The organism is Pseudoalteromonas sp. SA25 (assembly GCF_011378705.1).
GTDB lineage: Bacteria > Pseudomonadota > Gammaproteobacteria > Enterobacterales > Alteromonadaceae > Pseudoalteromonas > Pseudoalteromonas arctica.
Map to the genome: position 1 here is coordinate 173,785 of NZ_WTKV01000005.1, position 23,269 is coordinate 197,053.

Sequence of the window (23,269 nt, forward strand, 5' to 3'; positions counted from 1 at the left end):
TACTCAGGGTAATTGAGTTAGTATGCGGGTAATTTATATAATAAAAGCCGTCCTATGCGTTTACCTAAGTTAGTTGTCACTCTTTTTATTACTTCAGTTTTAGCCGCTTGTAGTAGCCAGCCTATTGTTAAATCATCTGCTGGAGAAATCACTCAAGTTGGGAAAGCATCTTTTTATGCTGATAAATACCACGGAAGAACAACCGCCAACGGAGAGCGCTTTAGCCAACAAGCCGCCACGGCAGCCCATTTAGAATTCGATTTTGGTACTAAGGTGGTTGTTACTAATCTAGCCAATAACAAATCAGTCACGGTAAGAATTAACGATAGAGGCCCGTATGTGCGAGGTCGTATTATTGATTTATCAAAAAGTATGTTTAAAAAGATAGCCGACCCTAAGGTCGGCGTTATTGATGTATCAGTAAAGGTTTTAAAACCGGGTAGTTAGCGCAACATAACCAGGATAAGCCCCACTGAGCTCTTTATGAGAGCCTTGTGCGACTACTTTACCGCCTTCCAACCATACAACATTATCCATTTGAGCAAGTAGAGCGGGATCGTGCGTAATTGTGAGCACGCTCGCGTTATTCATAACATGCATTATTGCTTGCATTACCCCTTGCTTAGACTGATTATCAAGACCTTCTGTTGGTTCATCAAGAACTAAAATAGCTGGGCTTTTAAGTAATGCTTGTGCAATGGCTATACGTCTAGACTGACCTTGCGACACATTACGCCCGCCAGTGCCTAATCGTGTTTTTAAACCTTCTTTTAGCTCATTAAACCACGGGCTTAATTGCGCTAACGAGAGGGCTTCAATCATTTGCTCTTTAGTTGCATTTGGCGCGGCATAACGTAAATTTTCACTCAGTGTGCCATCAAAAATATGGTGTTGCTGGGCTAATATATTTATCACACTTGCGCGTATATCATTATTTAACGAATGTAAGTTAACAACGCTATTTTGATTATTTAGCGTTATGCTGCCTTGTTGTAAAGGCCATAAACCAGTCAGTAAATTTACAAGCGTTGTTTTACCGCTTCCGCTTCTACCTACAATCGCTACTTTTTGCTGGGGCATTAGCTCAAAACTGATATTAGTAAGCGCTGTTTGCTCACCATATTGGTAGCTAATATTGTTAAGTGCTAACGTGTGGTTTTGCGCGCTAAAGTTTTCATCAACGTCTACATGTGCATCTTTAGCTTGTGAGTTAGCGGCTTTATCTTCAAGTGTAAACAACCGCTCTGCTGCTTTTAATACACTAGGAAGCTCTATAAACGCATTGGGTAGTAGCAATACGCTTTCAAAGCTTGCCAGTACAAATAAACTTAACATAGCAAGTTCTACATTTACCATACTGCTTGCGTAAACCAGTGGGACAATGGTTACTATGCTAGCAAGCATCGCTAATTGAACAACCAACAAGCTTAACCCATCTGAGTTTGCTAGTGCTTTGTGGCGAATAAATAATTGCTGATTGTACTGCTCGCTTAATTCGTCGCACTTATTAAGTTGCTGCGAACGGGCTTGATAAATACTAAGCTCTCTAAGGCCTGTGAGTGTATCTGAAAGCTCAGAGCGAAGTTGTGCACTAAGTTGTGTTTCTTTATGGCTGTTTTTAGTGAGCTTTGCGCTGAGTAGGGCAGGTATAACCACACCAATAAGTATAATGCCAGTAAAGCAAATAAGGGCGACGTTGCCATTATAGGCCGACATAAACAGCATGATGATTGGCACACTTAAAAGAGCGACCAGCATAGGAAGTAAAACGTTTAAATAAAACTTGTCGAGTGCGTCTACATCGTTTTGTAATCGGTTAACTAGATCAGCGCTGCGGCTCATTGCTAAATCAACATTGTTAAGCTTACTTAACGTTGCAAAGACATTGGTACGTATTTCACTTAGTAATAAAAACGTGGCGTTATGAGTAACTAGGCGTTCGCCATAGCGCGATGCAGTTCGTACAATTGCTAAAAACCGAATCGTTCCTGCTGGAGTAAAGTAGTTCATTTGCACGCCCGCAATACCAGCAGCGGCCATTGATGCTAAAAACCAGCCAGAAATAGCCAACAAGCCCACATTAGCTAATACCGTAATCGTTGCTAAAAATGTACCCAATAGCATCGCTTTATAATGAGGAGCACAAAGCTTTAATAAGCGAATAAAATTATGCATGCGCAACCCCTTGTTTGGCCGTTTTTAATAAATCAGCAAATGCACCATTTTGCGCTGCAAGTGTTTCAAAGTGACCTTGCTCAGCTATTTTCCCATCGTGCATAACAATGATATTGCTGGCATGTTTAACGGTATTTAGTCGATGAGCAATGACTAATACTAAGTTATTTTTAGCATATTCATTAATAGCATCTTGAATAAGCTGCTCTGTTTGGCTATCAAGGTGCGCTGTAGGCTCATCAAGCACTAAAACTGGTGCTTGTTTTATGAATGCACGAGCCAGTGCGATACGTTGCTTTTGCCCGCCAGAAAGTCCTTCCCCTTGCTCACCTATCAGTGTGTTAAAACCATCGGGTAGGGTATTTATAAATTCAAGCACACCAGCTTGCTTTGCTGCATGTTCAAGCTCTTGCTGTGTGGCAGTTGGTTTGGCCAATTTAATGTTGGCAGCAATGGTGTCGTAAAACAGCGTCGCTTTTTGTGGTATCCATGCAATGTTATTTTGCAGGTAAGTAATATCGGTTGTGCTTAAACTCTGATCATTAATAGATAGGTGGTTTATCACCTCAGGGTGAAACCCTAATAAGCAATCAAACAACGTACTTTTACCTGAGCCACTACTGCCCACAACGGCAATTAAGCCTTTATTTGGCAGTGTTAAATTTATATTTTTAATCCCTTCGTTACTATCTGGGTATATAAAATTAAGGTCGGTAATACTTATGGAGTTAATTGTATTTAAAGTTAAATTGTTTTCAGGCGTGTTTGTAGTCGCTGACGCATTTTCGTCACTTGGCAGTGGTGCATTTAAAATCGCAACCATATCGGCAGCGGCACTAATGCCTTGTAAGCGTGCATGGTAATGGCTACCTAGCTGGCGCAGTGGTAAATAAAATTCAGGCGCTAAAAGTAGCACCACAAAGCCAGTAGCAAAATCAAGAGTGCCAAAAAACAGTCTAAAACCAATAATTACTGCGACTAATGCCACGCTAATGGTGGCTAAAAACTCAAGTGCAAATGATGATAAAAACGCGATCTTTAAAACATCGAGTGTAGCGTGTCTAAAATCATCTGAAATTTTAGCTATTTGTTTAAGCTCGGTACGTGTTGCATTAAATAGCTTGAGTTGAGTTAAACCTTGTACGCGGTCAAAAAAGTAATTGCCCAGTACAGCAAGTTGCTTCCAGCGTTTTTGGTTTAAAGCTTCGGCTTTTGAGCCTACCAAAATCATGAAAAAAGGAATGAGCGGGGCGGTTAATAAAAATATCAACCCAGCTTTATAATCTGTCGGAAAAATAACAACCAATATTGCCAGCGGAATAAGCGCGCTGTAAGCAGCACCGGGTAGGTATTTAGCATAATAGTCGTGGAGTGCTTCTACGCCATTATGTAGGGTATTTAATGTAGCGCCTTGGCCGTGTTGTTCTATATAGCTTGGGCCAAGTAAGCTGAGCTTATTTAGAAGTGTTTGGCGCATAGCCGATTTTATTTTAAGTGCAGCATATGCACTCAAGCGTTCGCTTAATGCTAAAAACACCGCGCGCAATAAAATAATGCCTGCTAAGGGCCATAATAAATGAGTAACTTGGGCTAAATTATTACCTTCAAACATAACGTTGTGAATAGTTTGCGCAAGTAAATAAGCACCTGCAATCATCAGTAATGCGTTAAAAGTACCCAGTGCAATGCTTAACTTTAACCACACTGCAGCGGGTTTACTTTGACGCTTTAAAAAAGCGCGCAGTGATTGCTGCTGCGCGCGATCTGGTCGGGGGTTAGTCGTCATCTTTTGTGTTGTTAGCATCGTTTAATAAATCGTGCATGGCTTGTTCATCATCAGCAATGCTGTTTTTATTTTGATGAAATTCGTACCACATTACATTTATTACACCTAAGGTACAGGCCAAAAGTACACCTAAAATCCAAGCGAAATACCACATAGTTTAGTCTCCTTAGTAGCTACCGTGAGTGTTGTTTTCAATTTCTTCAACCGTTACTCTGCGCCACATTTTTACATAACACCAGGTGGTGTAAGTTAAAATAAGTGGGACAAAAATACACACTGCAACAAACATTACATTGAGCGTTTTATGGCTCGATACCGCATCCCAAATTGTTAAGCTAATATTTGGATTGTTGCTTGATGGCATAATAAATGGGAACAGTGAAACACCGGCCGTCATAATCACGCCAATTAACATTAAGCTTGTTGAAATAAGTCCAAGTGCTGGTTTGTTCAATTTAGAAAAAAATAGCGCACTTAGTGCCATTGCAAACGCTAAAATAGGAAAGGTCATAGTCCATGGACGTTCACTGTAATTGCTAAGCCACGCGCCTTGGGCTGTTGTTACTACTTTAGCTAATGGATCTGCATGGCTTTGTGTATCAGGCATAGATACAATTTGGTAACCCGTTAAATTAGCAACCCAAAAACCAGCGCCTGCAAACAGTATAATAAACACAATCAGTGAATAACGACCATATTGCCCTGAGCGATCTGCTACTGCATCAGCTGTACGAAGCTGTAACCACATCCCCGCATGAGCAATTAGCATAGTGATACTCACTAAACCAGCAAGCAAACCAAACGGGTTAAGTAAACCAAAAAATGAACCTTGGTAGCTAACACGCATTAAGTTATCAATATTAAATGGTACGCCTAAAAATAAGTTACCAAAAGCAACACCAAAAACTAATGCTGGAATTGCGCTGCCTGCAAGCAAGCCCCAATCCCAGTTATTACGCCAGCGTTTTGAGTCTACTTTACTGCGGTAATCAAACCCTAGTGGTCTAAAAAATAGAGCAAAGAGTACTAGCATCATGGCAAAGTAAAAGCCCGAAAATGCAGCTGCATAAACCATAGGCCACGCTGCAAATAACGCGCCGCCTGCGGTAATAAACCATACTTGGTTACCATCCCAGTGTGGACCAATGGTATTAATTACCGTACGGCGCTCTGAATCTGTTTTACCAACTAGGCGAAGCAACATAGCAACGCCCATATCCATGCCATCGGTAATAGCAAAGCCAATAAGCAGCACACCAATGATCAACCACCAAAGCATTTTTAATGTTTCATAATCAAAAATCATGATTGCTCTCCTTCAGTTTGATCAGTTTTATTTGGCAATTCAAAATGATATTTACCAGTATGTAGCGAGCTTGGTCCTTGCTTAACAAAGCGGATCATCAACCAACCTTCAACAATGGCTAAACCAGTATAGAAAACAATAAATCCAGTTAAGCTAATTAAAATATCGTTTACTGTTAGTGACGACGTGGCTAAAAAGGTCGGCAGTATTTCAGATATAGCCCAAGGTTGACGGCCATACTCAGCAACTATCCAGCCAAATTCAATAGCTATCCAAGGTAGTGGAATGCTCAATACGGCAGCCCATAACAACCAGCGTTTTTGCTCAATAACGCGATGTGCGTTGTAGTAAAATGCCAATATAAATACACCCAGCATGGCTACACCACAGGCAACCATAATCCTAAATGACCAAAACATAGGGCCTACTTTAGGGAAAGAGTCTTTAACCGCTTTTTGAATGTGCTCTTCGGTAGCATCTACAACATCAGGTGTGTAGCGCTTAAGTAGCAAGCCATAACCTAAATCATCTTTTAGGGTATTAAATTTGGCAATATTATCTGGCGTATCTTCACCGTTTCTGAGTTTTGTAAGGTATTCATAAGCAATCATACCGTTGCGAATACGTACTTCGTGTTGTTTTTCTAGGTCGTTAATACCCGTTACTTGCTCATCAAGTGAACGTGTAGCAATTAACCCAAGTGCGTAAGGTATTTTAACCGCAGCATGTGTTACTTGCTCTTCTGAATCAGGAAAACCAAATGCGGTAAACGCAGCCGGAGCCTCTTCTGTGTGCCATTCAGCTTCAATCGTGGCAAGTTTTACTTTTTGAACTTCGCCTACTTCGTAACCTGATTCGTCACCGAGTAAAATTACACATAGAATTGATGCTAAACCAAAGCCCGATGCGACCGAAAAAGAACGTTTAGCAAACGCTAAATCACGGCCTTTTAATATGTACCAACTACTTATGCCCAGTACAAACATAGATGCAGCTACATAACCTGCCGATACGGTATGAATAAACTTAACTTGTGCTACAGGGTTAAACACAAGCTCTGCAAAGCTGGTCATTTCCATGCGCATGGTTTGATAGTTAAATTCAGCACCTACTGGGTTTTGCATCCAGCCGTTGGCTATTAAAATCCACAGCGCCGACATGTTGGTACCAATGGCCATTAAAAAGGTTGCACCTAAATGTTGGCGTTTAGAGAGTCTGTCCCAGCCTAAAAAGAACATACCTACAAAGGTCGATTCTAAAAAGAATGCCATTAAACCTTCAATAGCAAGGGGAGCACCAAAAACATCACCTACGTAATGGGAGTAATAAGACCAGTTAGTACCAAACTCAAATTCCATGGTAAGGCCTGTCGCCACACCAATTGCAAAGTTAATACCAAACAATTTTCCCCAAAACTTAGTCATATCACGATAAATTTCGCGACCGGTCATAACATAAACCGATTCCATAATAACTAAAATCCAGGTCATACCTATCGTTAACGGTACGAATAAGAAATGAAAGAGAGCGGTAACAGCAAACTGTAATCGCGATAGATCCACAAAGGTTTCATCTATCATTATTGGCTCCTTGAGAGTGACGGATTAACAGGGCAACATTTAATTGGCAAAGTTAAGGTTTAATGAACTTTCAGTAATTACTGAAAGTTTGTAATAGTATTTACTTTTGTGCAATTTTTGTCAACATACATATTAGTAAAACTTAATATATATTTCCTATGCTACATCAGTATTAAAAACAAACAACATAAAGCCTTAACTTACGTGATAAAAAACCAGTTATTTAAAGCGTTTAACCAAACAGTAAAACACGGTAAACTAACAAGCATGAACGCCTGGTTTACTTGTGAAATAAAATCAAATGAATAAAGATAAAAAACAACTACGTATTGGTATTGTGGCAGGTGAACTGTCGGGCGATATTTTAGGTGAAGGTTTAATTAAAGCCCTTAAAAAACATTTTCCGGACGCTATTTTTGAAGGAATAGCAGGACCTAAAATGCAAGCGCAGGGCTGTAAAACACTTTACGACATGGATGAGCTTTCGGTAATGGGGCTTGTTGAGGTGCTAGGGCGTTTGCCGCGTTTGCTTAAAATACGTAAACAACTCGTGCAGCATTTTGTAGATAACCCACCTGATGTATTTATTGGTATTGATGCACCCGATTTTAACTTACGCGTTGAAAAGCCACTTAAAGATGCGGGCATTAAAACAGTACAGTATGTAAGTCCGTCTGTTTGGGCGTGGCGCGAAAAGCGAATTCATACAATAAGTGCAGCGACTAATTTAGTGTTGGCGTTATTACCATTTGAAAAAGAATTTTACGATAAACACCAAGTGCCATGTACATTTGTAGGTCATACCTTGGCAGACGATATAGCGCTTGAGCACGATGATACTAAAGCACGTGCAGAACTCGGCTTAAGCCTTGATGACAAAGTACTGGCGTTACTTCCTGGTAGCCGAGGCTCAGAAGTTGGTTTACTAAGTGAAACTTACATTAAAACAGCCGCAGAGCTGCAAGCTAAAAACCCCAATCTTAAAGTTGTGGTGCCACTGGTTAACGAAAAACGCAAAGCGCAGTTTACTGATATATTAAACGCTACCGCGCCAAACCTTAATGTTAACCTGCTTGATGGACAATCAAAATTAGCGATGCAAGCTGCTGATGCTATTTTATTAGCGTCGGGCACTGCAACACTCGAAGGCATGCTTTATAAAAAGCCAATGGTAGTGGGCTATAAAATAAAGCCTTTGAGCTATTGGATATTTAAAACTTTATTTACGTTTAATATTAAGTATTTTTCGTTGCCTAACTTATTAGCAGACGAAGAGCTAGTGCCTGAGTTTTTACAAAGTGAGTGTAATGTGGCTAATTTAACAAATGCGCTTACTCCTATGCTCAACACTGATAACAAAGAGCTAAAAGCACGCTTTTTAGCTATTCACGAAAAAATTAGATTAAATGCCAGCGAACAAGCAGCGAACGCTGTGGCGGAGTTAATAAATGCAAATTGATAGACCTAATGTATCCTTAATTGCCGGTGTAGATGAAGTAGGGCGCGGCCCACTTGTTGGTGATGTAGTTACTGCTGCAGTCATTTTAGATCCGACTAAACCAATAGCTGGCTTAGCGGATTCTAAAAAATTAACAGATAAAAAACGCCAAGCGCTTGCGATTGAAATAAAAGAAAAAGCATTGTGTTATGCGTATGGGCGCTGCAATCCAACAGAAATTGATGAGTTAAATATTCTGCACGCGACTATGCTTGCCATGACCCGTGCAGTAGAGGCATTAAGTACGCAACCTGAATTTGTATTTATAGATGGTAATCGTTTGCCAAAACTCACTATGCCAGCGCAAGCTATTGTAAAAGGCGATAGCTTAGTGGCCGAAATTTCAGCGGCGTCTATTTTAGCTAAAGTAGCGCGCGATGACGAAATGATTGAGCTTGATAAACGCCACCCTGAATATGGTTTTGCAGGGCACAAAGGGTATCCAACAAAAGCACATTTTGCAGCGCTTGAGCAGTACGGCGCGATTGATGAGCATCGTAAAAGCTTTAAACCTGTGCAGCGTGTATTGGCGCAAGCCAATGGTGAGGGTTAAGCATGGCTGCTCCTGATTTTGTTCATTTAAGAGTTCATTCAGATTTTTCGATGGTTGACGGCCTTGCTAAAACAAAGCCAATAGTTGCTAAAGCGCAAGAGCTGCAAATGCCCGCTATTGCGATTACCGATCAAATGAACTTTTGTGGCTTAGTGCGTTTTTACGGCGCAACACATAACGCCGGTATTAAGCCTATTGTGGGTGCTGACTTTTGGGTTCGTAGCCCAGAATTTCCTGATGAGCCAAGCCGTCTAACCATATTAGCCAAAGACAACGACGGCTATAAAAATATTACCTTATTAATATCTAAAGCGTATCAACGTGGGCATGTGTTTCATCGCCCAGTGATTGACCGAGAATGGCTGGTGGAGCATAAAACGGGCTTAATTATTCTCTCGGGCGCTAAAGATGGTGACTTAGGTAAAGCGTTACTAAAAAATAATCCAAGTGTTATTGAATCGGTAGTTAGCTTTTATAAGCAGCATTTTAGCGACAACTACTACCTTGAGCTTGTTCGCACTAACCGACCGCTTGAAGAAGACTACTTACACATGGCGGTAGAGCTTGCTACCAAAGAGCAGTTACCTGTTGTAGCGACCAACGAAGTAGTGTTTTTAAAGCCTGAAAACTTTGAAGCGCACGAAATTCGCGTTGCTATTTTTGACGGCTACACGCTTGACGATAAACGCCGCCCTAAACGATTCTCTGAAGAACAATACCTAAAAACATCAGAGCAAATGGCTGAGCTGTTTAGCGATATACCAGAGGCGCTACAAAACACCGTAGAAATAGCTAAACGTTGTAATGTAACGGTTCAGCTAGGGACTTACTTTTTACCTGATTATCCAACTGGCTCACTTAAGATTGATGAGTTTTTAGTTAAAGTATCAGAAGACGGTCTTGAAGAGCGATTACAGTTTTTATTCCCCGACGAAGAAGAGCGAAAAGTAAAACGCGTTGAATACGATGAGCGACTTGATATAGAGCTTGGCGTAATTAACCAAATGGGATTCCCAGGTTACTTCTTAATCGTAATGGAGTTTATTCAGTGGAGTAAAGATAACAATATTCCGGTTGGGCCTGGTCGAGGCTCAGGTGCAGGTTCGTTAGTTGCATACGCACTTAAAATTACCGATTTGGATCCACTTGAATTCGACTTGCTTTTTGAGCGATTTTTGAATCCAGAACGTGTATCAATGCCCGATTTCGACGTCGATTTCTGTATGGATAGACGAGACGAAGTAATTGATCACGTGTCGGCTTTGTATGGGCGTAATGCGGTATCGCAAATTATTACCTTTGGCACCATGGCTGCAAAAGCGGTAATACGCGATGTAGGGCGAGTGCTTGGGCACCCTTACGGGTTTGTTGATCGTATCTCAAAAATGATTCCAGGCGATCCTGGGATGACACTTGCTAAAGCGTTTGATATAGAACCACGCTTGCAAGAAGCCTACGATGGCGACAACGAAGTAAAAGACTTAATCGACATGTGTCGCATTTTAGAGGGGTGTACACGTAACGCCGGTAAACATGCGGGTGGCGTAGTAATATCGCCAACCACTATTACCGACTTTGCCGCGCTTTATTGCGATGACGAAGGTAAGTTTCCGGTCACGCAATTTGATAAAAACGACGTAGAAACTGCAGGCTTAGTTAAGTTCGATTTCTTGGGTTTACGTACACTGACTATATTGCAGTGGGCGGTCGATATGACCAATGTGCGCATGGAGCGCCAAGGTAAAGATCTCGTTGATATAAATACCATCCCACTGGATGATAAAAAAAGTATTGAATTGCTTCTTCGCGCTGAAACGACTGCTGTATTCCAGCTAGAGTCGCGCGGTATGAAAGACTTAGTACGCCGACTTAAGCCCGACTGCTTTGAAGATATGATTGCACTCGTGGCCTTGTTCCGACCAGGTCCGCTGCAATCAGGCATGGTAGATAACTTTATCGACCGAAAACTGGGCCGCGAAGAAATCTCATACCCAGATGCGCAGTATCAGCACGAAAGCTTAAAACCAATACTTGATCCAACGTACGGCATTATCTTGTATCAAGAACAAGTAATGCAAATTGCGCAAGTACTAGCAGGTTACACGCTAGGTGGCGCCGACATGCTGCGTCGTGCAATGGGTAAGAAAAAACCCGAAGAAATGGCAAAGCAGCGTTCAACGTTTGAAGATGGCGCAAGAAATAACGGCATTGACGGCGAACTCGCAATAAAAATCTTCGACTTGGTAGAAAAGTTCGCAGGTTACGGTTTTAATAAATCTCACTCGGCGGCGTATGCACTTGTTTCGTATCAAACGCTGTGGATGAAAACGCATCATCCTGCAGAGTTTATGGCTGCGGTAATGTCGGCTGATATGGATAACACCGACAAAATCGTTATTTTGGTGGATGAATGTGAAAACATGAAGCTCACCTTATTGCCGCCAGATGTGAATGCAGGTGAGTTTAAGTTTACAGTAAACTTGCAAGGCGAGATTGTTTACGGCATTGGCGCGATAAAAGGCGTAGGTGAAGCACCGGTTGATGCAATATTAGAAGCGCGTGCAAAAGGGGGCCCATTTAAAGATTTATTTGATTTTTGTGCCCGAGTTGATTTAAAACGCTTAAATAAACGCGTGACCGAAAAATTAATTTATTCAGGTGCACTCGATAATTTAGGGCCAGAAAAAACCCAAGCTGGCCGTGCTACATTACTAGCAAGTTTAAAAAGTGCAATGCGTGCGGCCGACCAACACAACAAAGCTGAGCTATTAGGGCAAAGTGATTTATTTGGTTTATTAGCCACTGAGCCTGATGAGGTTGAACAAGCCTTTATTAAAGCCACAGGCCTAACTGATAACGAATGGTTAGATGGTGAAAAAGAAACCCTAGGCCTTTATTTAACTGGGCATCCGATAAATCAGTACCGCCGTGAGCTTAGGCATTATACCAGCGGGAAAATAGTTGATTTACAGCCAACGAACCGCGATGTATTTGCAACAGCCGCAGGTTTGGTGATTGCTTCTAGGGTATTAATTAACAAAAAAGGAAATCGTTGGGCCTTAGTAACTTTAGATGACAAGAGTGCACGGATTGATGTACGCTTGTATTCAGACGAGTTTGAAAAGTACCAAGATATGCTCCAAGTTAACAATATCTTGGTAATATCTGGACAGGTCAGCTTTGATAACTTCTCCGGTGGTATTACAATGACCGCCAGAGAAATAAACACCATTGCTCAAGCGCGTGAAAAGCGTATTAAAGCGATTAAAATGACGCTGAACATGGTGCAAGTCGAGGCAGGTTTCTTCGATAAATTACAAAAAGTACTCGAACCCTATAAAATGGGAACGTGTCCGATCAAGGTTTATTACCAACGTCCAGATGCGTTGGCACAATTAACTCTTGGGATCGAATGGTGTGTTACGCCAAGTGACGATTTAATTCATAAGTTATCACTAATGGCTGCGCAAGATGTAGAACTAGAATTTAACTGATTAGGTAGTTTAGAGCATGAGCCTCAATTATCTTGATTTTGAGCTTCCAATTGCAGAATTAGAAGCAAAAATTGAAGAATTACAAAATATAAGCCGCGCTGGCGAATTAGACCTTGAGTTAGAAGAGGAAGTCAGCAAATTAAAAGAAAAAAGTGCCAAACAAAAACAGGAGATTTTTTCTAATTTAGGCGCTTGGCAAGTATCACAGTTAGCACGTCATCCGTTGCGTCCTTACACTCGAGATTATATCGAGCGCATTTTCACGGAATTTGACGAGTTTGCTGGCGATCGTACTTTTGCTAACGATCCGGCTATTTTAGGAGGCGTTGCGCGTTTAGATGGCGAACCAGTAATGGTTATTGGCCAACAAAAAGGCCGTGACACTGCTGAAAAAATTAAACGCAACTTTGGTATGCCAAAGCCAGAAGGTTACCGTAAAGCATTACGCTTAATGGAAATGGCTGAGCGTTTTAAAATGCCAATCATGACCTTTATCGACACGCCGGGTGCATATCCAGGTGTTGGCGCTGAAGAACGTGGTCAATCTGAAGCAATCGCGCGTAACTTAAAAGTAATGGCGACACTTAAAGTGCCGACAATATGTACGGTTATTGGCGAAGGCGGTTCAGGTGGTGCATTAGCGATTGGTGTGGGCGACAGAGTTAACATGTTGCAATACAGCACTTACTCTGTAATTTCGCCTGAAGGTTGTGCGTCTATTCTTTGGAAAAGCGCCGACAAAGCACCACTTGCAGCAGAAGCAATGGGTGTAACCGCAGAGCGAGTTAAAGAACTAGATTTAATCAGTAACTTAATTGATGAACCTCTAGGTGGCGCGCACCGCAATTACGATGCTATGGCACGTAACTTAAAAGTTCGCCTTAAACGTGACTTAGCAGACTTACAAGCGCTTACGCTTGAAGAAATGCTTGATCAACGTTACAAACGTTTAATGTCGTTTGGTTATTGCTAAACACATTAAATGTTAAAAAAAGCCGCTTATGCGGCTTTTTTGCTTTAAAATGTTCAGAGTTTTTATATAAAAGTGCGCCCATATGCATACATCAGCAATTTATCAGCAATTAAAAAAATCATTAAATAGCTATATTGAGCAAGGTAACACCGCTTTTACAGTGGCGCTTTCTGGTGGCGTTGATTCTGTGGTGTTGTTGCATTTAATGCGCACTTTAAAAGTAGATAACCCTGCAATTAATGTATCGGCTATTTATGTCCACCATGGCTTGAGCCAGTATGCTGATGACTGGCAACACTTTTGCAAAAACGTATGCATTGAGCTTAATGTGCCTTTTGAAGCTGCGAAAGTTGTTATTGAGCCGCAGTCGCGCACAAGTCTTGAAGCCCAAGCACGCGACGCCCGTTATAAAGCACTTGATGAACTAAGCCCACAAGGCAGCATTATTTTACTGGGCCAACACTTAAACGACCAAGTAGAAACGTTTTTATTGCGCTTAAAGCGTGGCTCAGGTTTAAAAGGGCTAGGTTCTATGTATAAAGAGCGCTTGCTGCAAAGTGGGCGTATATGTTTTAGACCATTACTAAATGTAGCTCGCAGCGATATAGAAGCGTTTGCAACGCAGTTTAGTGTTAGCCACATAACCGATGACTCTAATACAGATGAAAGTTTTGATCGTAACTTTTTACGCTCAAAAATAGTACCTGTGTTAGCTGAGCGCTTTAATGGGTTTGAACAATGCACTGCACGAAGTATTGAGCTACTACAGCAGCAACAAACATTACTTGATGAATATACTCAGCTTGATTTAAATAAGTGTATTAACGAGCATCAAGCACTTTGCATTGGCCAGATAAGCGAATACAGCGCAGCGCGCATTGCAAATATAGTACGTGCGTGGCTTGCACTATTTACACAAGTGATGCCATCGCAAAAGCAGCTCGAGCAAATTATTAATCAAGCAATGTGCGCAAAAAACGATGCACAAATGCGTATTGATTTGCTCGATGGGCAAATACGTCGTCATCAAGGTTATTTGTATTTTTTAACACCAAGTGAAGTATTAACAGATATTGAGCTGAATCATTCACAGCTAAAACTGGCAGACGGGCGCTTATTAATTAAAAGCACCGGTTGCGGAGTAAGACCTCCACACGCTAATGAGCAAGTAGTAGTACGCTTTGATTGCAATAGCGCACGCATAAAACCACTTAAAAAGCCTGGTAGTAATACAGTTAAGCATTGGTTTAAAGATGCAAAAATAGCGCCCTGGCTTCGCGCCAGTGTGCCGCTTATTTTTTATAATGATGAATTAGTTCAAGTGGTTGGTTATTTTATAAGTGCTAAACATATTGATGAAAATGGTATTTTTTGGGAGTGTAAATAAATGAGTAAACAGCCGCATGTTGGTTTGTCGTTAGTTACTAAAGCGCCAGTGGGTATGCTAATAACGGCCGTTATAGCTATTATTGCTAATATTTTACTTGAGTTAAATATTGTAACGTTAGGTTATGCAGTTGCGGGTGGAATTGTATCTGCAGTGCTTTTATTAGCTTATTGGTTAGGTAAAGGTGGATTGTTTTTTATTTTAGGCGTGAGCCTGCCACTGCTTTTAGTATTATTTACACCGCTTGCTACTATTACCGCATTACTTAATTTAATTAGCGGATTCTTTTTTGGTTTTTGTGCTGCTTTGTTTATTTATAAATTGGTAAGTGCAAAGCCTAGCGGGGGAAGCTAGGCTTTTTATTTAATACAGTTAAGTAAAAACTAATATGCTTTTGCGCAGTTTCTACCAGATGCCTTTGCTTTGTATAAGCCTTTATCGGCGCGAGCAAATATTTCAGTTTCGCTGTCTTGGCTGTTAGCTAAAGTAAAACCAATACTGGTTGTTACTTTATACTTAGACATTAGAGGCGATTTTCTTACTAAGCACATTATCCGCTCAGCAATCACTTTATTCGTTGTAAACTCAGGGTCTTCAATAAGTAAAGCAAACTCATCACCACCAAATCTAAATACCGAATCGGTGCCGCGTATGCTGCCACACAGTACTTTTGAAAACTCTTTAAGTGTATCGTCACCAATTTTATGGCCAAAGTTGTCGTTAACTTGTTTAAAATTATCTAAATCAAGCAGCATTAAACTAAATGGACGCTGGTAACGACGGCAGTTTTCAAGTTTTTGCAGTAAAAAGTCATTAAACTGACTACGGTTATTTAAGCCTGTTAATGCATCTTTTGTGGCAAGCTTTAGTACTCGGCTATACATCATTGCATTACGAAGTGGATAAACCAGCGCAGTATGTAAAGTATGTAGCTTTTTCTCAATGGCTTGACCAAGCGGGAATTTACTAAAATAAATTAGCTGCCCTAAGTGTTCTTTACCAATCGTCAAATCAAAAATATAGGGTGTACTATTTGTATCACTCTGTGATGTTTGTGTAGTTCCTAGTGTTGACTGAAACTGTAAACCAGAGAAATTTAACAATTGTTTTGTAAATTTTGCGTATATAGCTAAAACATCCTCAATCACTAAGCTAGTTTGTAGCTCTGTAACGAGTTTATGTGTTTCTGTTATTTCATTTGTTGGCGAATGTTCAGCCGAAAACGGCAAAAAATCACCGCGACCAGACACACGCTGCGTCAAAATATGGACGTTTTCCATTAAATTCTCCCCCGAGGGTGTTACTTTGCAATTACTAAGCGATTTTTGTGCCATATTTTAAAACTGGCTGAAAAACAGAAGGTTGCTATATTTAAAGTAAGTCCCTTGGTTTAATTGACGCGTGAGGCCGAATTTGCAGAGTATTAACGTTCAAATTTTTGGCTTGCTAGTGGCAGCAGTTCTTTTTGTGTGGTTTTTTAAACGCATTGGCTTGCCGCCTATTTTGGCGTACCTAGCAACGGGGGTTTTAGCCGGTAGTCATGGTATTGGTTGGTTAGCGCAATCTCATGAAATAGAGTTTGTAGCAGAGCTTGGAATTGTGTTTTTGTTATTTAGTTTGGGGTTAGAATTTTCTATTTCGCGGCTAATGGCAATGCGAAGCCTAGTATTTGGGCTGGGCTCGTTACAAGTAGGTATAACCAGCTTACTCTTCATTATTATTTTATATTGTTTAGACTTTTCCCTACTCACCAGTTTTACCATTGGTACAATTATGGCGCTTTCTTCTACGGCTGTAGTGGTTAAGCTATTAAAAGAAACGGGTGAGCTTAATCAGCGCCGTGGGCAATTAGCCGTTGGTGTACTGCTTTTTCAAGATATTGCTGTTGTTCCCCTATTAATAATACTTCCTTTATTTGCATCAAGCGACTCTCAAAGTATTGGCTGGGCTTTAGCGTTTGCCCTAAGTAAGGGCGCATTTGTATGCGTGCTTCTTTGGGCAATTGGTAAATGGGTATTGCCTATTGTGTTTAAAGAAATAGCGCAAGTACGAAGCGATGAGTTGTTTGTGCTTACCACTATATTAGTAGCCTTATTTGCGGGCTTTTTAACGTATATGTTTGGCTTATCTATGGCATTGGGCGCTTTTTTAGCGGGAATGATGTTAGGTGAGAGCCATTACAGGCACCAGCTAGAGGCCGATATACGTCCATTTCGCGATATATTAATGGGGCTGTTTTTTGTAACTGTGGGTATGCAGTTAGATATTTTATTTGTACTGGCGCATATAGTAATAATTATTGGCGCATTGCTTGGGTTACTCGTATTAAAAATTACAGTAGTAGCACTTAGTGCGCGGCTAATGCATGAGCGAAACCAAGACTCGCTCGCCTGTGGCATTATGCTGTGGCAAATGGGGGAGTTTGGTTTTGTACTTATCGCACTTGCTGGCCAGCATCAGCTACTAAACTCAGAGCAAGCTTCATTTTTAATTGCCCTTGGTGTGTTATCAATGGCATTTACACCATTTTTGATTGATAAAACGCCATTTATTTTAAAGCGTTTGGGTATACTCGACCGCCCTAGTTTAGCGCTGGAGAGTGAGCCACAAAGTAGTACACTTTATAGCGACCATGTTGTTATTTGTGGTTTTTCGCGAGTTGGGCAAACTATAGCGCGTTTTTTAAAGCCCGAAGCAATAGACTACGTTGCCATCGAAAGTAACCCAATTTTAGTACAAGAAGGCAAAGCGGCGGGTGAGCCTGTTATATTTGGCTATGTTAAACAAAAAGATATTTTAAAATGCGCAGGAGTAGAGCGAGCTCGCTTGGTTATTATTACTTTTACAGAGCTTGATCACGCACAAGTTGTTATTGATGCCATAAAACAAATAGCGCCCAACGTTAAAATACTTATTCGTACTCGTGACGATAGCCAGTTAGATTATTTAAAAGGGCTAGGCGTAACCGAAGTAGTGCCAGAGTCGTTAGAGGCGAGCTTAATGCTCGTGTCGCATGTGTTGTCTATGTCGGGCGTACCGATGACGCGTATTGTGCGTAGAGTAAGTAAAGAACGTCGTAATCGTTATCCATTAATGCAAAGCTTTTACGCAGGGTATTTTAAAGATAGCGAAGATGCCTCAAGTGAACGATTAGAATACTTACATGTTGTAGCGCTACCTCAGCAAGCTTATGCCGTGGGTAAAACAATTGAATATCTTAATTTAGAAAAGCGGCGAGTGCTCGTAAAAGCACTGCGCAGAGAAGGAGCCGAAATAGATACGCCATCAGCGCAAACAACATTATTGGCTAATGATGTTTTAGTATTACAAGGTAAACCAAGGCGTGTTGAGCGGGTAGAGCACTATCTGCTCGACGGAATCGAATAGTGACTTAGATTAATCTAACTCTGAAAGATTAATCTAACTCTAAGAATTCACGCATCTTAGGCAGCTGCGCCATACCGTCTTCATAGCCAATTTGCATTAAATGCTGGGTGTAGCGTTTTTCAAACAATAGGTAACTGGTTAAGCTCGATTGCGAATGCTTTTTTACACCTATGGTACGTAGCAATACTTTAATGGCCCATGGCATATCGTCGTAATACTGCGCTGCAATTGCGTTAAAGTTTTGCGAAGGGTTAATGACAAAGGTATCTATTTGTTTAAGTTCTTGATGTTTGTCGCGAGCGGGTAATAGCCCTAATGTTCGGTTAACACGAGCCAAACGCTCTAAATCCGATTGCATAGTGTCGGTAAATACACTGTCGAGTAAATGCCCTGCAACAGCGGATAGACCCGGATAATGTGGCGAGTAACCCGGTGGGTGTAATTCTTTGGGTTGGTCGACCCCAATAATAAATATTTTTTCCGCGCCTAAATGAATCGACGGACTCAGCGGAGAAAGTTGATGTATAGAGCCATCCCCAAAGTAATGGTTATAAATATTTACACTGGGAAACACCATAGGGATGGCACTCGATGCCATTAAGTGCTCAACATTAATACGAGTTGCACGGCCTTCGCGTTTAGCACGCTGCCAAGATGTTTGCGTATTAGATTGAAAAAATGCAACAGAGTCGCCCGTTGTATAACTTGAGGCCGTAATAGACAGCGCATCTAAATAATTACGATGTAAATTGCGCTCAATGCGGTGTAAATCTAAAATTTCGTTTAATAAACCACGCAGAGGGCGGTTGTTTAGCAAGCTCGCTGGTGGATGGTTAATATGTTCTGACTGAAAGCTCGTTAAAATATTACGCGCAATATGACCAAATACGCTTAAAAAATCACTTTTATAGACCATAGAGGTTGAAAAGTTTTTCCAAACTGATTCAAGCTTTCGTACAGCCAAATGCGCACAGGAGGCGTAACATGCTAACGCAGCTGAGTTAATAGCCCCAGCAGAGGTGCCATTTATTACTCTAAATGGCAATGGAGCGGTACGAGGCATACTATGAGCTAGCGCTTTAAGGACACCCACTTGATAAGCAGCACGTGCGCCACCACCTGTGAGTAATAAGGCAATTTTAGGTTTTTGTGGATCAACTTGCTTGATTTTCATATTGGTGGTTAAACTGTTCTACGTCTTTACTTTATTTATTAACTGTAAGTCTTTAAGCTAGAAGAATCAAAGGATAACTGCCCTAATACTTATTACATTGTTTAATCACCCAATTTAGTACGTAACTTACTTTGCTATAATTGCCATATTATAAAATGTAATAGTATTTGTGTAAGAATGAATTTAATCCACTTAGCGTACTCTAAGTGATATCGCATTTTAATTTTTATGGAGTTCGTATGTCAGATAAACCAGAAGCATCAGATGTTCAAAAACGTCCACCTAATAACAATATTCTTTTCGCCGTTATTATTTTAATAGTCGTAGCATGTGCGGCCGCCTTCGTATTGCTAACACCCAGTGACGAGCAAGCAACACGCACTGAGGTAGAGCCCACAGTTAAAGAACAACCTATGATGGAGCTTAAACTCGAGAATGACCCCGTGGTAGATGCGCCGTCTGTAAATCCAGAAAAGCCAGCAGAGCTTGAAGTACCAGCACAAAGTCCAAGTGAGCCTGTGCCAGAAGTAGAGCCACTACCAACGCTTAACGAAAGTGATGCAGTTGTTGTTGCTAAAATGGACGAGTACCTAAGCGACTCAGTAATGAGCTTAATGGTGACCGACGATGTTATTCGCCGTGGTGTGGTATATGTAGATAACTTAGCAAAAGGAAAAATAGCTAAAAAACACATGCCTGTTGTACAGCCAGAAGAAAAATTTAGCGTGAATGAAGGTGATATCTTAACTATTAACCCTAACAGCTACGAGCGTTATACACCGTATGTGAAAATATTTACCAGTATGAGTGCAGCGCAAGCCGTTCGCATGTACGAAGAGTACAAGCCACTTATTAATAATGCATACAGTGAAATTGGTTACGGCGATGACGAGTTTAATCAAACGCTAACCGATGCAATCGATTTATTACTTGATACGCCAGAGCCTGAAGGTGACTTGCCGTTACTTCGTGATTCAGTAACGTACCAGTATGCGTTTTCGGAGTGGGAGCAATTACCAGATGCACAAAAACAGCTTTTACGTATGGGTCCAGAAAATATGAAAAAAGTAAAAGCAGCATTACGTAATATAAAAGCGCAGTTAGAGAACAATTAATACGCACTAAAATGGCTAAATACGCCGCGATTGTATATGAAGTATGCAATCGCACTTTCTTTTTAGATTATCCCTTGAATAACAGAGCAAAAGTAGAGATAATCCCTCCCGCGCCAACCAAGGCCCTCAATGGTAGTCTTATTGGTCCTCTCGCAACACTAGCAGGCGAACCTGGTCAGGCCCGGAAGGGAGCAGCCACAGTTTGTGACGTGTGTGCCGAGATGTGGCTGGTAAGACTGCCACCCAAATTCCTCATTTGGGTGTTTGAACTAATAAACTTAATTCCTCAAAAATAATTCCTCTAATTAAATAATACTATTTATTTATAGATTACTTTATAAATTACTTTATAGATTGTTATGTCATTTTTGTTAAAAATATTACTAATAACCACATGATAGTATTAATTAAAAGTAAATTAACCTCCCTTTTAAACATGTTGCTCATCCTCGATTCGTAAATACGACTTAAGTCTAGATTGTGTAGTACGAAGTTAGGATTAGAATAATGTCAAATTTAGAGAGGAGCTCAGTATGCACTTGGAACGTATTCGCAATAGTAACCTGCATGACAAGGTGATGCCGGCAGAACAAGCAAGCCAATTTATTAAAGATGGAATGACTGTAGGGATGAGTGGCTTCACTCGCGCCGGAGAAGCTAAAGCAGTACCCAGAGCGTTAATTGAGCAAGTCAAAAAAAATCCAATCAAAATAAATTTAATGACTGGCGCATCTTTAGGTAATGATTTAGATAAACTACTTACCGAAGCGGGCATTTTAGCGCGTCGTATGCCTTTTCAAGTAGACAGTACTTTACGTAAAGCGATTAATAACGGTGAAGTAATGTTTATTGATCAGCATTTATCTGAAACGGTTGAGCATCTACGAAATCATCAATTAACCATGCCTGATGTAGCTGTTATTGAAGCAGTCGCTATTACCGAAGAAGGGCATATTGTGCCAACTACATCGGTAGGTAATTCAGCGAGTTTTGCTATTTTTGCAAAAGAAGTCATTGTTGAAATTAATATGCTGCATAACCCGAATCTTGAAGGTTTGCATGACATATACATTCCTTCGTATCGTCCTACTCGCCAACCAATGCCGTTAGTTAAAGTAGACGACCGCATTGGTAGTACTGCAATTGCTATTGATCCTGCAAAAATTGTTGGTATTGTTTTTACTAACCAAAGTGATTCGTTTTCTACCGTTACCGACCCTGATGAAGACACCGCCGCTATTGCGCGCCATTTAGTTAACTTTTTTAAAGATGAGGTGGCTCAAAATAAATTGCCAGCTAATTTAGGTCCACTACAAGCAGGCATTGGTAACATTGCTAATGCAGTGATGATGGGGCTACTCGACTCTGACTTTAAAGATTTAACAATGTATTCAGAGGTACTGCAAGATTCGACGTTTGACTTAATTGATGCAGGTAAGATGAGCTTTGCATCAGGCAGTTCAATTGTGTTGTCTGAGCGTTGTAACGCGCAAGTATTTAATAATTTAGAACAATACAAAGACAAGCTAGTATTACGCCCTCAAGAAATTTCGAACCATCCTGAAATAGTGCGCCGTTTAGGAATTATTGCAATAAACACTGCACTTGAGTTTGATATGTATGGCAATGTAAATTCAACACATGTTTGTGGCACACGGATGATGAATGGTATTGGCGGCTCGGGCGATTTTGCTCGTAATGCTCATTTAGCAATATTTGTGACTAAATCGATTGCTAAAAATGGTGCTATTTCAAGCGTAGTGCCTATGGCGAGTCATGTTGATCATAACGAACACGATGTTGATATTTTAGTAACCGAGCAAGGCTTAGCTGATTTACGCGGTTTAGCGCCGCGTGAGCGAGCGATACAAGTCATTAAGCACTGCGTGCACCCAGATTACCGTGACGATATGTTAGATTACTACAATCGCGCTTGTGAGCGTGGTGGGCACACCCCTCATTTACTTGAAGAAGCATTTAGTTGGCATATTCGCCTTGAACAACAAGGCAGCATGAAAAAAGTATCTGTAACCGATGCTCAAGTGCAACTGTCAGCATAAGCATTTTGGTTTATTAAAATTGAATAAGTTAGTTTTATACTTACTTTTAAACCGCACTAGTGTCAGCTCAATCAGCTTTGATTAGTGCGGTTTAATAAAAACTTTAAGCCCAAAATAATTTTATACCTACTCTTTGCATACCTTTCCCAGCCACCTTTTATTATTTTATTTACTTAGGTTTAAGTGCTATTACCGTTATTAAGTGTGTAATGTGTTTATTAAAAAATAGAGATGCTTAAATGGCGTTTGACAGAGGGTTAGAAGAGCGACTTTATGAGTTGTTTAATGCGCGCCACGATTTAGTCGTTAAGAAAATGTTTGGTGGTTTATGTTTTATAATTTCGGATTATATGTGCTGCGTAATAATAGGCAACAAGCTGATGGTGCGAGTCGGGCCTGAAAACTACAGCGATTGTTTAGCTAAACCTCATGTAACTGAAATGGACTTTACCGGAAAGCCAGTTAAGGGCTTGGTTTATATTTTGCCTGAAGGTTTTGAGTCTGATTCTGATTTAGCATATTGGGTAAATACGTGCGTTAACTTTGTAGAGTCTTTGCCGCCCAAACCTTTTAAAAAACGACCCGCACTTAAGTAAATTAGCGAAGTATCACCTTAATTAAAATAAGCACTGCAATCAAATTACTGGCGCTATGAGTATGAATAACGCATAATTGAGCGACTGCTCACTTATGCGTTTTTTTACTTATGTATGATACATACTATTTCAAAAGACGCTTTGAACACTAGTTTGTAAAGCTGTTTATTAGCACAGCTTTAAAT

General features: G+C 40.7%; 18 protein-coding genes and 1 other RNA gene. 12 read left to right on the forward strand and 7 right to left on the reverse strand.

The features are described 5' to 3' along the window. Positions 1-54 precede the first annotated feature (54 nt). Positions 55-447, forward strand: a complete 393-nt coding sequence (locus GQR45_RS06090) for a septal ring lytic transglycosylase RlpA family protein (RefSeq protein ID WP_007581000.1) — start codon at positions 55-57, stop codon at positions 445-447. Here the strand turns inward: GQR45_RS06090 and cydC are convergent. From cydC to GQR45_RS06115, 5 genes are read right to left on the reverse strand one after another with little or no spacing between them, the layout of a single operon-like run. Then, positions 430-2,175 (reverse strand): thiol reductant ABC exporter subunit CydC, encoded by a 1,746-nt coding sequence (cydC, locus tag GQR45_RS06095; RefSeq protein WP_165725416.1) that lies wholly within the window; start codon positions 2,173-2,175, stop codon positions 430-432. The genes GQR45_RS06090 and cydC overlap by 18 nt on opposite strands. Then, a complete protein-coding gene (cydD, locus tag GQR45_RS06100) occupies positions 2,168-3,961 on the reverse strand; it encodes a thiol reductant ABC exporter subunit CydD (protein WP_007581004.1) in 1,794 nt (597 codons plus the stop codon). Before cydD ends, cydC begins: the two co-directional genes overlap by 8 nt. Beyond that, on the reverse strand, positions 3,951-4,115 hold the full coding sequence (gene cydX, locus GQR45_RS06105; protein ID WP_002958303.1) for a cytochrome bd-I oxidase subunit CydX: 165 nt from the start codon (positions 4,113-4,115) through the stop codon (positions 3,951-3,953). The genes cydD and cydX overlap by 11 nt, the downstream gene beginning before the upstream one ends. Before the next feature lie 12 nt (positions 4,116-4,127). Continuing rightward, a complete protein-coding gene (cydB, locus tag GQR45_RS06110) occupies positions 4,128-5,267 on the reverse strand; it encodes a cytochrome d ubiquinol oxidase subunit II (protein WP_007581007.1) in 1,140 nt (379 codons plus the stop codon). Next, positions 5,264-6,847 (reverse strand): cytochrome ubiquinol oxidase subunit I, encoded by a 1,584-nt coding sequence (locus GQR45_RS06115; protein WP_007581009.1) that lies wholly within the window; start codon positions 6,845-6,847, stop codon positions 5,264-5,266. Before GQR45_RS06115 ends, cydB begins: the two co-directional genes overlap by 4 nt. 301 nt (positions 6,848-7,148) lie before the next feature. Between GQR45_RS06115 and lpxB the strand changes: the two genes are divergently transcribed. The 6 genes from lpxB to GQR45_RS06145 all read left to right on the forward strand — a co-directional run bounded on the left by lpxB (position 7,149) and on the right by GQR45_RS06145 (position 15,106). Next, positions 7,149-8,306: a lipid-A-disaccharide synthase gene (gene lpxB / locus GQR45_RS06120; RefSeq protein ID WP_024608696.1), complete on the forward strand. Its 1,158-nt coding sequence runs from the start codon at positions 7,149-7,151 to the stop codon at positions 8,304-8,306. Further along, a complete protein-coding gene (rnhB, locus tag GQR45_RS06125; RefSeq protein ID WP_010553737.1) occupies positions 8,296-8,898 on the forward strand; it encodes a ribonuclease HII in 603 nt (200 codons plus the stop codon). Before lpxB ends, rnhB begins: the two co-directional genes overlap by 11 nt. A 2-nt stretch (positions 8,899-8,900) precedes the next feature. Next, on the forward strand, positions 8,901-12,392 hold the full coding sequence (gene dnaE, locus GQR45_RS06130; protein WP_024590731.1) for a DNA polymerase III subunit alpha: 3,492 nt from the start codon (positions 8,901-8,903) through the stop codon (positions 12,390-12,392). Between the two features lie 16 nt (positions 12,393-12,408). Next, positions 12,409-13,365 (forward strand): acetyl-CoA carboxylase carboxyl transferase subunit alpha, encoded by a 957-nt coding sequence (accA, locus tag GQR45_RS06135; protein ID WP_007581016.1) that lies wholly within the window; start codon positions 12,409-12,411, stop codon positions 13,363-13,365. Between the two features lie 82 nt (positions 13,366-13,447). After that, a complete protein-coding gene (gene tilS, locus GQR45_RS06140; RefSeq protein ID WP_165725417.1) occupies positions 13,448-14,752 on the forward strand; it encodes a tRNA lysidine(34) synthetase TilS in 1,305 nt (434 codons plus the stop codon). Continuing rightward, positions 14,753-15,106: a hypothetical protein gene (locus tag GQR45_RS06145; protein WP_010553734.1), complete on the forward strand. Its 354-nt coding sequence runs from the start codon at positions 14,753-14,755 to the stop codon at positions 15,104-15,106. A gap of 29 nt (positions 15,107-15,135) precedes the next feature. On the opposite strand, the gene GQR45_RS06150 is transcribed toward GQR45_RS06145, so the two are convergent. Further along, positions 15,136-16,032 carry a GGDEF domain-containing protein gene (locus GQR45_RS06150; RefSeq protein ID WP_165725418.1) on the reverse strand — a complete coding sequence of 299 codons (897 nt, stop codon included), beginning with the start codon at positions 16,030-16,032 and terminating at the stop codon, positions 15,136-15,138. Positions 16,033-16,165: 133 nt separating this feature from the next. Here GQR45_RS06150 and GQR45_RS06155 point away from each other — a divergent pair, with 133 nt between their 5' ends. Next, positions 16,166-18,139: a monovalent cation:proton antiporter-2 (CPA2) family protein gene (locus tag GQR45_RS06155; protein WP_165725419.1), complete on the forward strand. Its 1,974-nt coding sequence runs from the start codon at positions 16,166-16,168 to the stop codon at positions 18,137-18,139. A 28-nt stretch (positions 18,140-18,167) separates the two neighbouring features. On the opposite strand, the gene GQR45_RS06160 is transcribed toward GQR45_RS06155, so the two are convergent. Then, positions 18,168-19,313: a patatin-like phospholipase family protein gene (locus GQR45_RS06160; protein ID WP_007584072.1), complete on the reverse strand. Its 1,146-nt coding sequence runs from the start codon at positions 19,311-19,313 to the stop codon at positions 18,168-18,170. 239 nt (positions 19,314-19,552) lie between these two features. Here GQR45_RS06160 and GQR45_RS06165 point away from each other — a divergent pair, with 239 nt between their 5' ends. From GQR45_RS06165 to GQR45_RS06180, 4 genes are all read left to right on the forward strand, one after another. Then, positions 19,553-20,428, forward strand: a complete 876-nt coding sequence (locus GQR45_RS06165; RefSeq protein WP_165725420.1) for a DUF3014 domain-containing protein — start codon at positions 19,553-19,555, stop codon at positions 20,426-20,428. 139 nt (positions 20,429-20,567) lie between these two features. Continuing rightward, an RNA gene (gene ffs / locus GQR45_RS06170) (signal recognition particle sRNA small type) lies at positions 20,568-20,664 on the forward strand. Between the two features lie 297 nt (positions 20,665-20,961). Further along, the gene (locus tag GQR45_RS06175) at positions 20,962-22,488 is read left to right on the forward strand and encodes an acetyl-CoA hydrolase/transferase family protein (RefSeq protein WP_165725421.1); all 1,527 of its coding nucleotides are present in this window, start codon (positions 20,962-20,964) and stop codon (positions 22,486-22,488) included. Between the two features lie 239 nt (positions 22,489-22,727). Next, on the forward strand, positions 22,728-23,084 hold the full coding sequence (locus tag GQR45_RS06180) for a TfoX/Sxy family protein (RefSeq protein ID WP_010553728.1): 357 nt from the start codon (positions 22,728-22,730) through the stop codon (positions 23,082-23,084). The last annotated feature ends 185 nt before the right edge of the window (positions 23,085-23,269 follow it).

Excerpts from the sequence above, each read along its gene's own strand:
- GQR45_RS06090 (WP_007581000.1), top strand. The coding sequence starts at position 55 with ATGCGTTTACCTAAGTTAGTTGTCACTCTTTTTATTACTTCAGTTTTA.
- cydC (WP_165725416.1), bottom strand. The coding sequence starts at position 2,175 with ATGCATAATTTTATTCGCTTATTAAAGCTTTGTGCTCCTCATTATAAA.
- cydD (WP_007581004.1), bottom strand. The coding sequence starts at position 3,961 with ATGACGACTAACCCCCGACCAGATCGCGCGCAGCAGCAATCACTGCGC.
- cydX (WP_002958303.1), bottom strand. The coding sequence starts at position 4,115 with ATGTGGTATTTCGCTTGGATTTTAGGTGTACTTTTGGCCTGTACCTTA.
- cydB (WP_007581007.1), bottom strand. The coding sequence starts at position 5,267 with ATGATTTTTGATTATGAAACATTAAAAATGCTTTGGTGGTTGATCATT.
- GQR45_RS06115 (WP_007581009.1), bottom strand. The coding sequence starts at position 6,847 with ATGATAGATGAAACCTTTGTGGATCTATCGCGATTACAGTTTGCTGTT.
- lpxB (WP_024608696.1), top strand. The coding sequence starts at position 7,149 with ATGAATAAAGATAAAAAACAACTACGTATTGGTATTGTGGCAGGTGAA.
- rnhB (WP_010553737.1), top strand. The coding sequence starts at position 8,296 with ATGCAAATTGATAGACCTAATGTATCCTTAATTGCCGGTGTAGATGAA.
- dnaE (WP_024590731.1), top strand. The coding sequence starts at position 8,901 with ATGGCTGCTCCTGATTTTGTTCATTTAAGAGTTCATTCAGATTTTTCG.
- accA (WP_007581016.1), top strand. The coding sequence starts at position 12,409 with ATGAGCCTCAATTATCTTGATTTTGAGCTTCCAATTGCAGAATTAGAA.
- tilS (WP_165725417.1), top strand. The coding sequence starts at position 13,448 with ATGCATACATCAGCAATTTATCAGCAATTAAAAAAATCATTAAATAGC.
- GQR45_RS06145 (WP_010553734.1), top strand. The coding sequence starts at position 14,753 with ATGAGTAAACAGCCGCATGTTGGTTTGTCGTTAGTTACTAAAGCGCCA.
- GQR45_RS06150 (WP_165725418.1), bottom strand. The coding sequence starts at position 16,032 with ATGGAAAACGTCCATATTTTGACGCAGCGTGTGTCTGGTCGCGGTGAT.
- GQR45_RS06160 (WP_007584072.1), bottom strand. The coding sequence starts at position 19,313 with ATGAAAATCAAGCAAGTTGATCCACAAAAACCTAAAATTGCCTTATTA.
- GQR45_RS06165 (WP_165725420.1), top strand. The coding sequence starts at position 19,553 with ATGTCAGATAAACCAGAAGCATCAGATGTTCAAAAACGTCCACCTAAT.
- GQR45_RS06175 (WP_165725421.1), top strand. The coding sequence starts at position 20,962 with ATGCACTTGGAACGTATTCGCAATAGTAACCTGCATGACAAGGTGATG.
- GQR45_RS06180 (WP_010553728.1), top strand. The coding sequence starts at position 22,728 with ATGGCGTTTGACAGAGGGTTAGAAGAGCGACTTTATGAGTTGTTTAAT.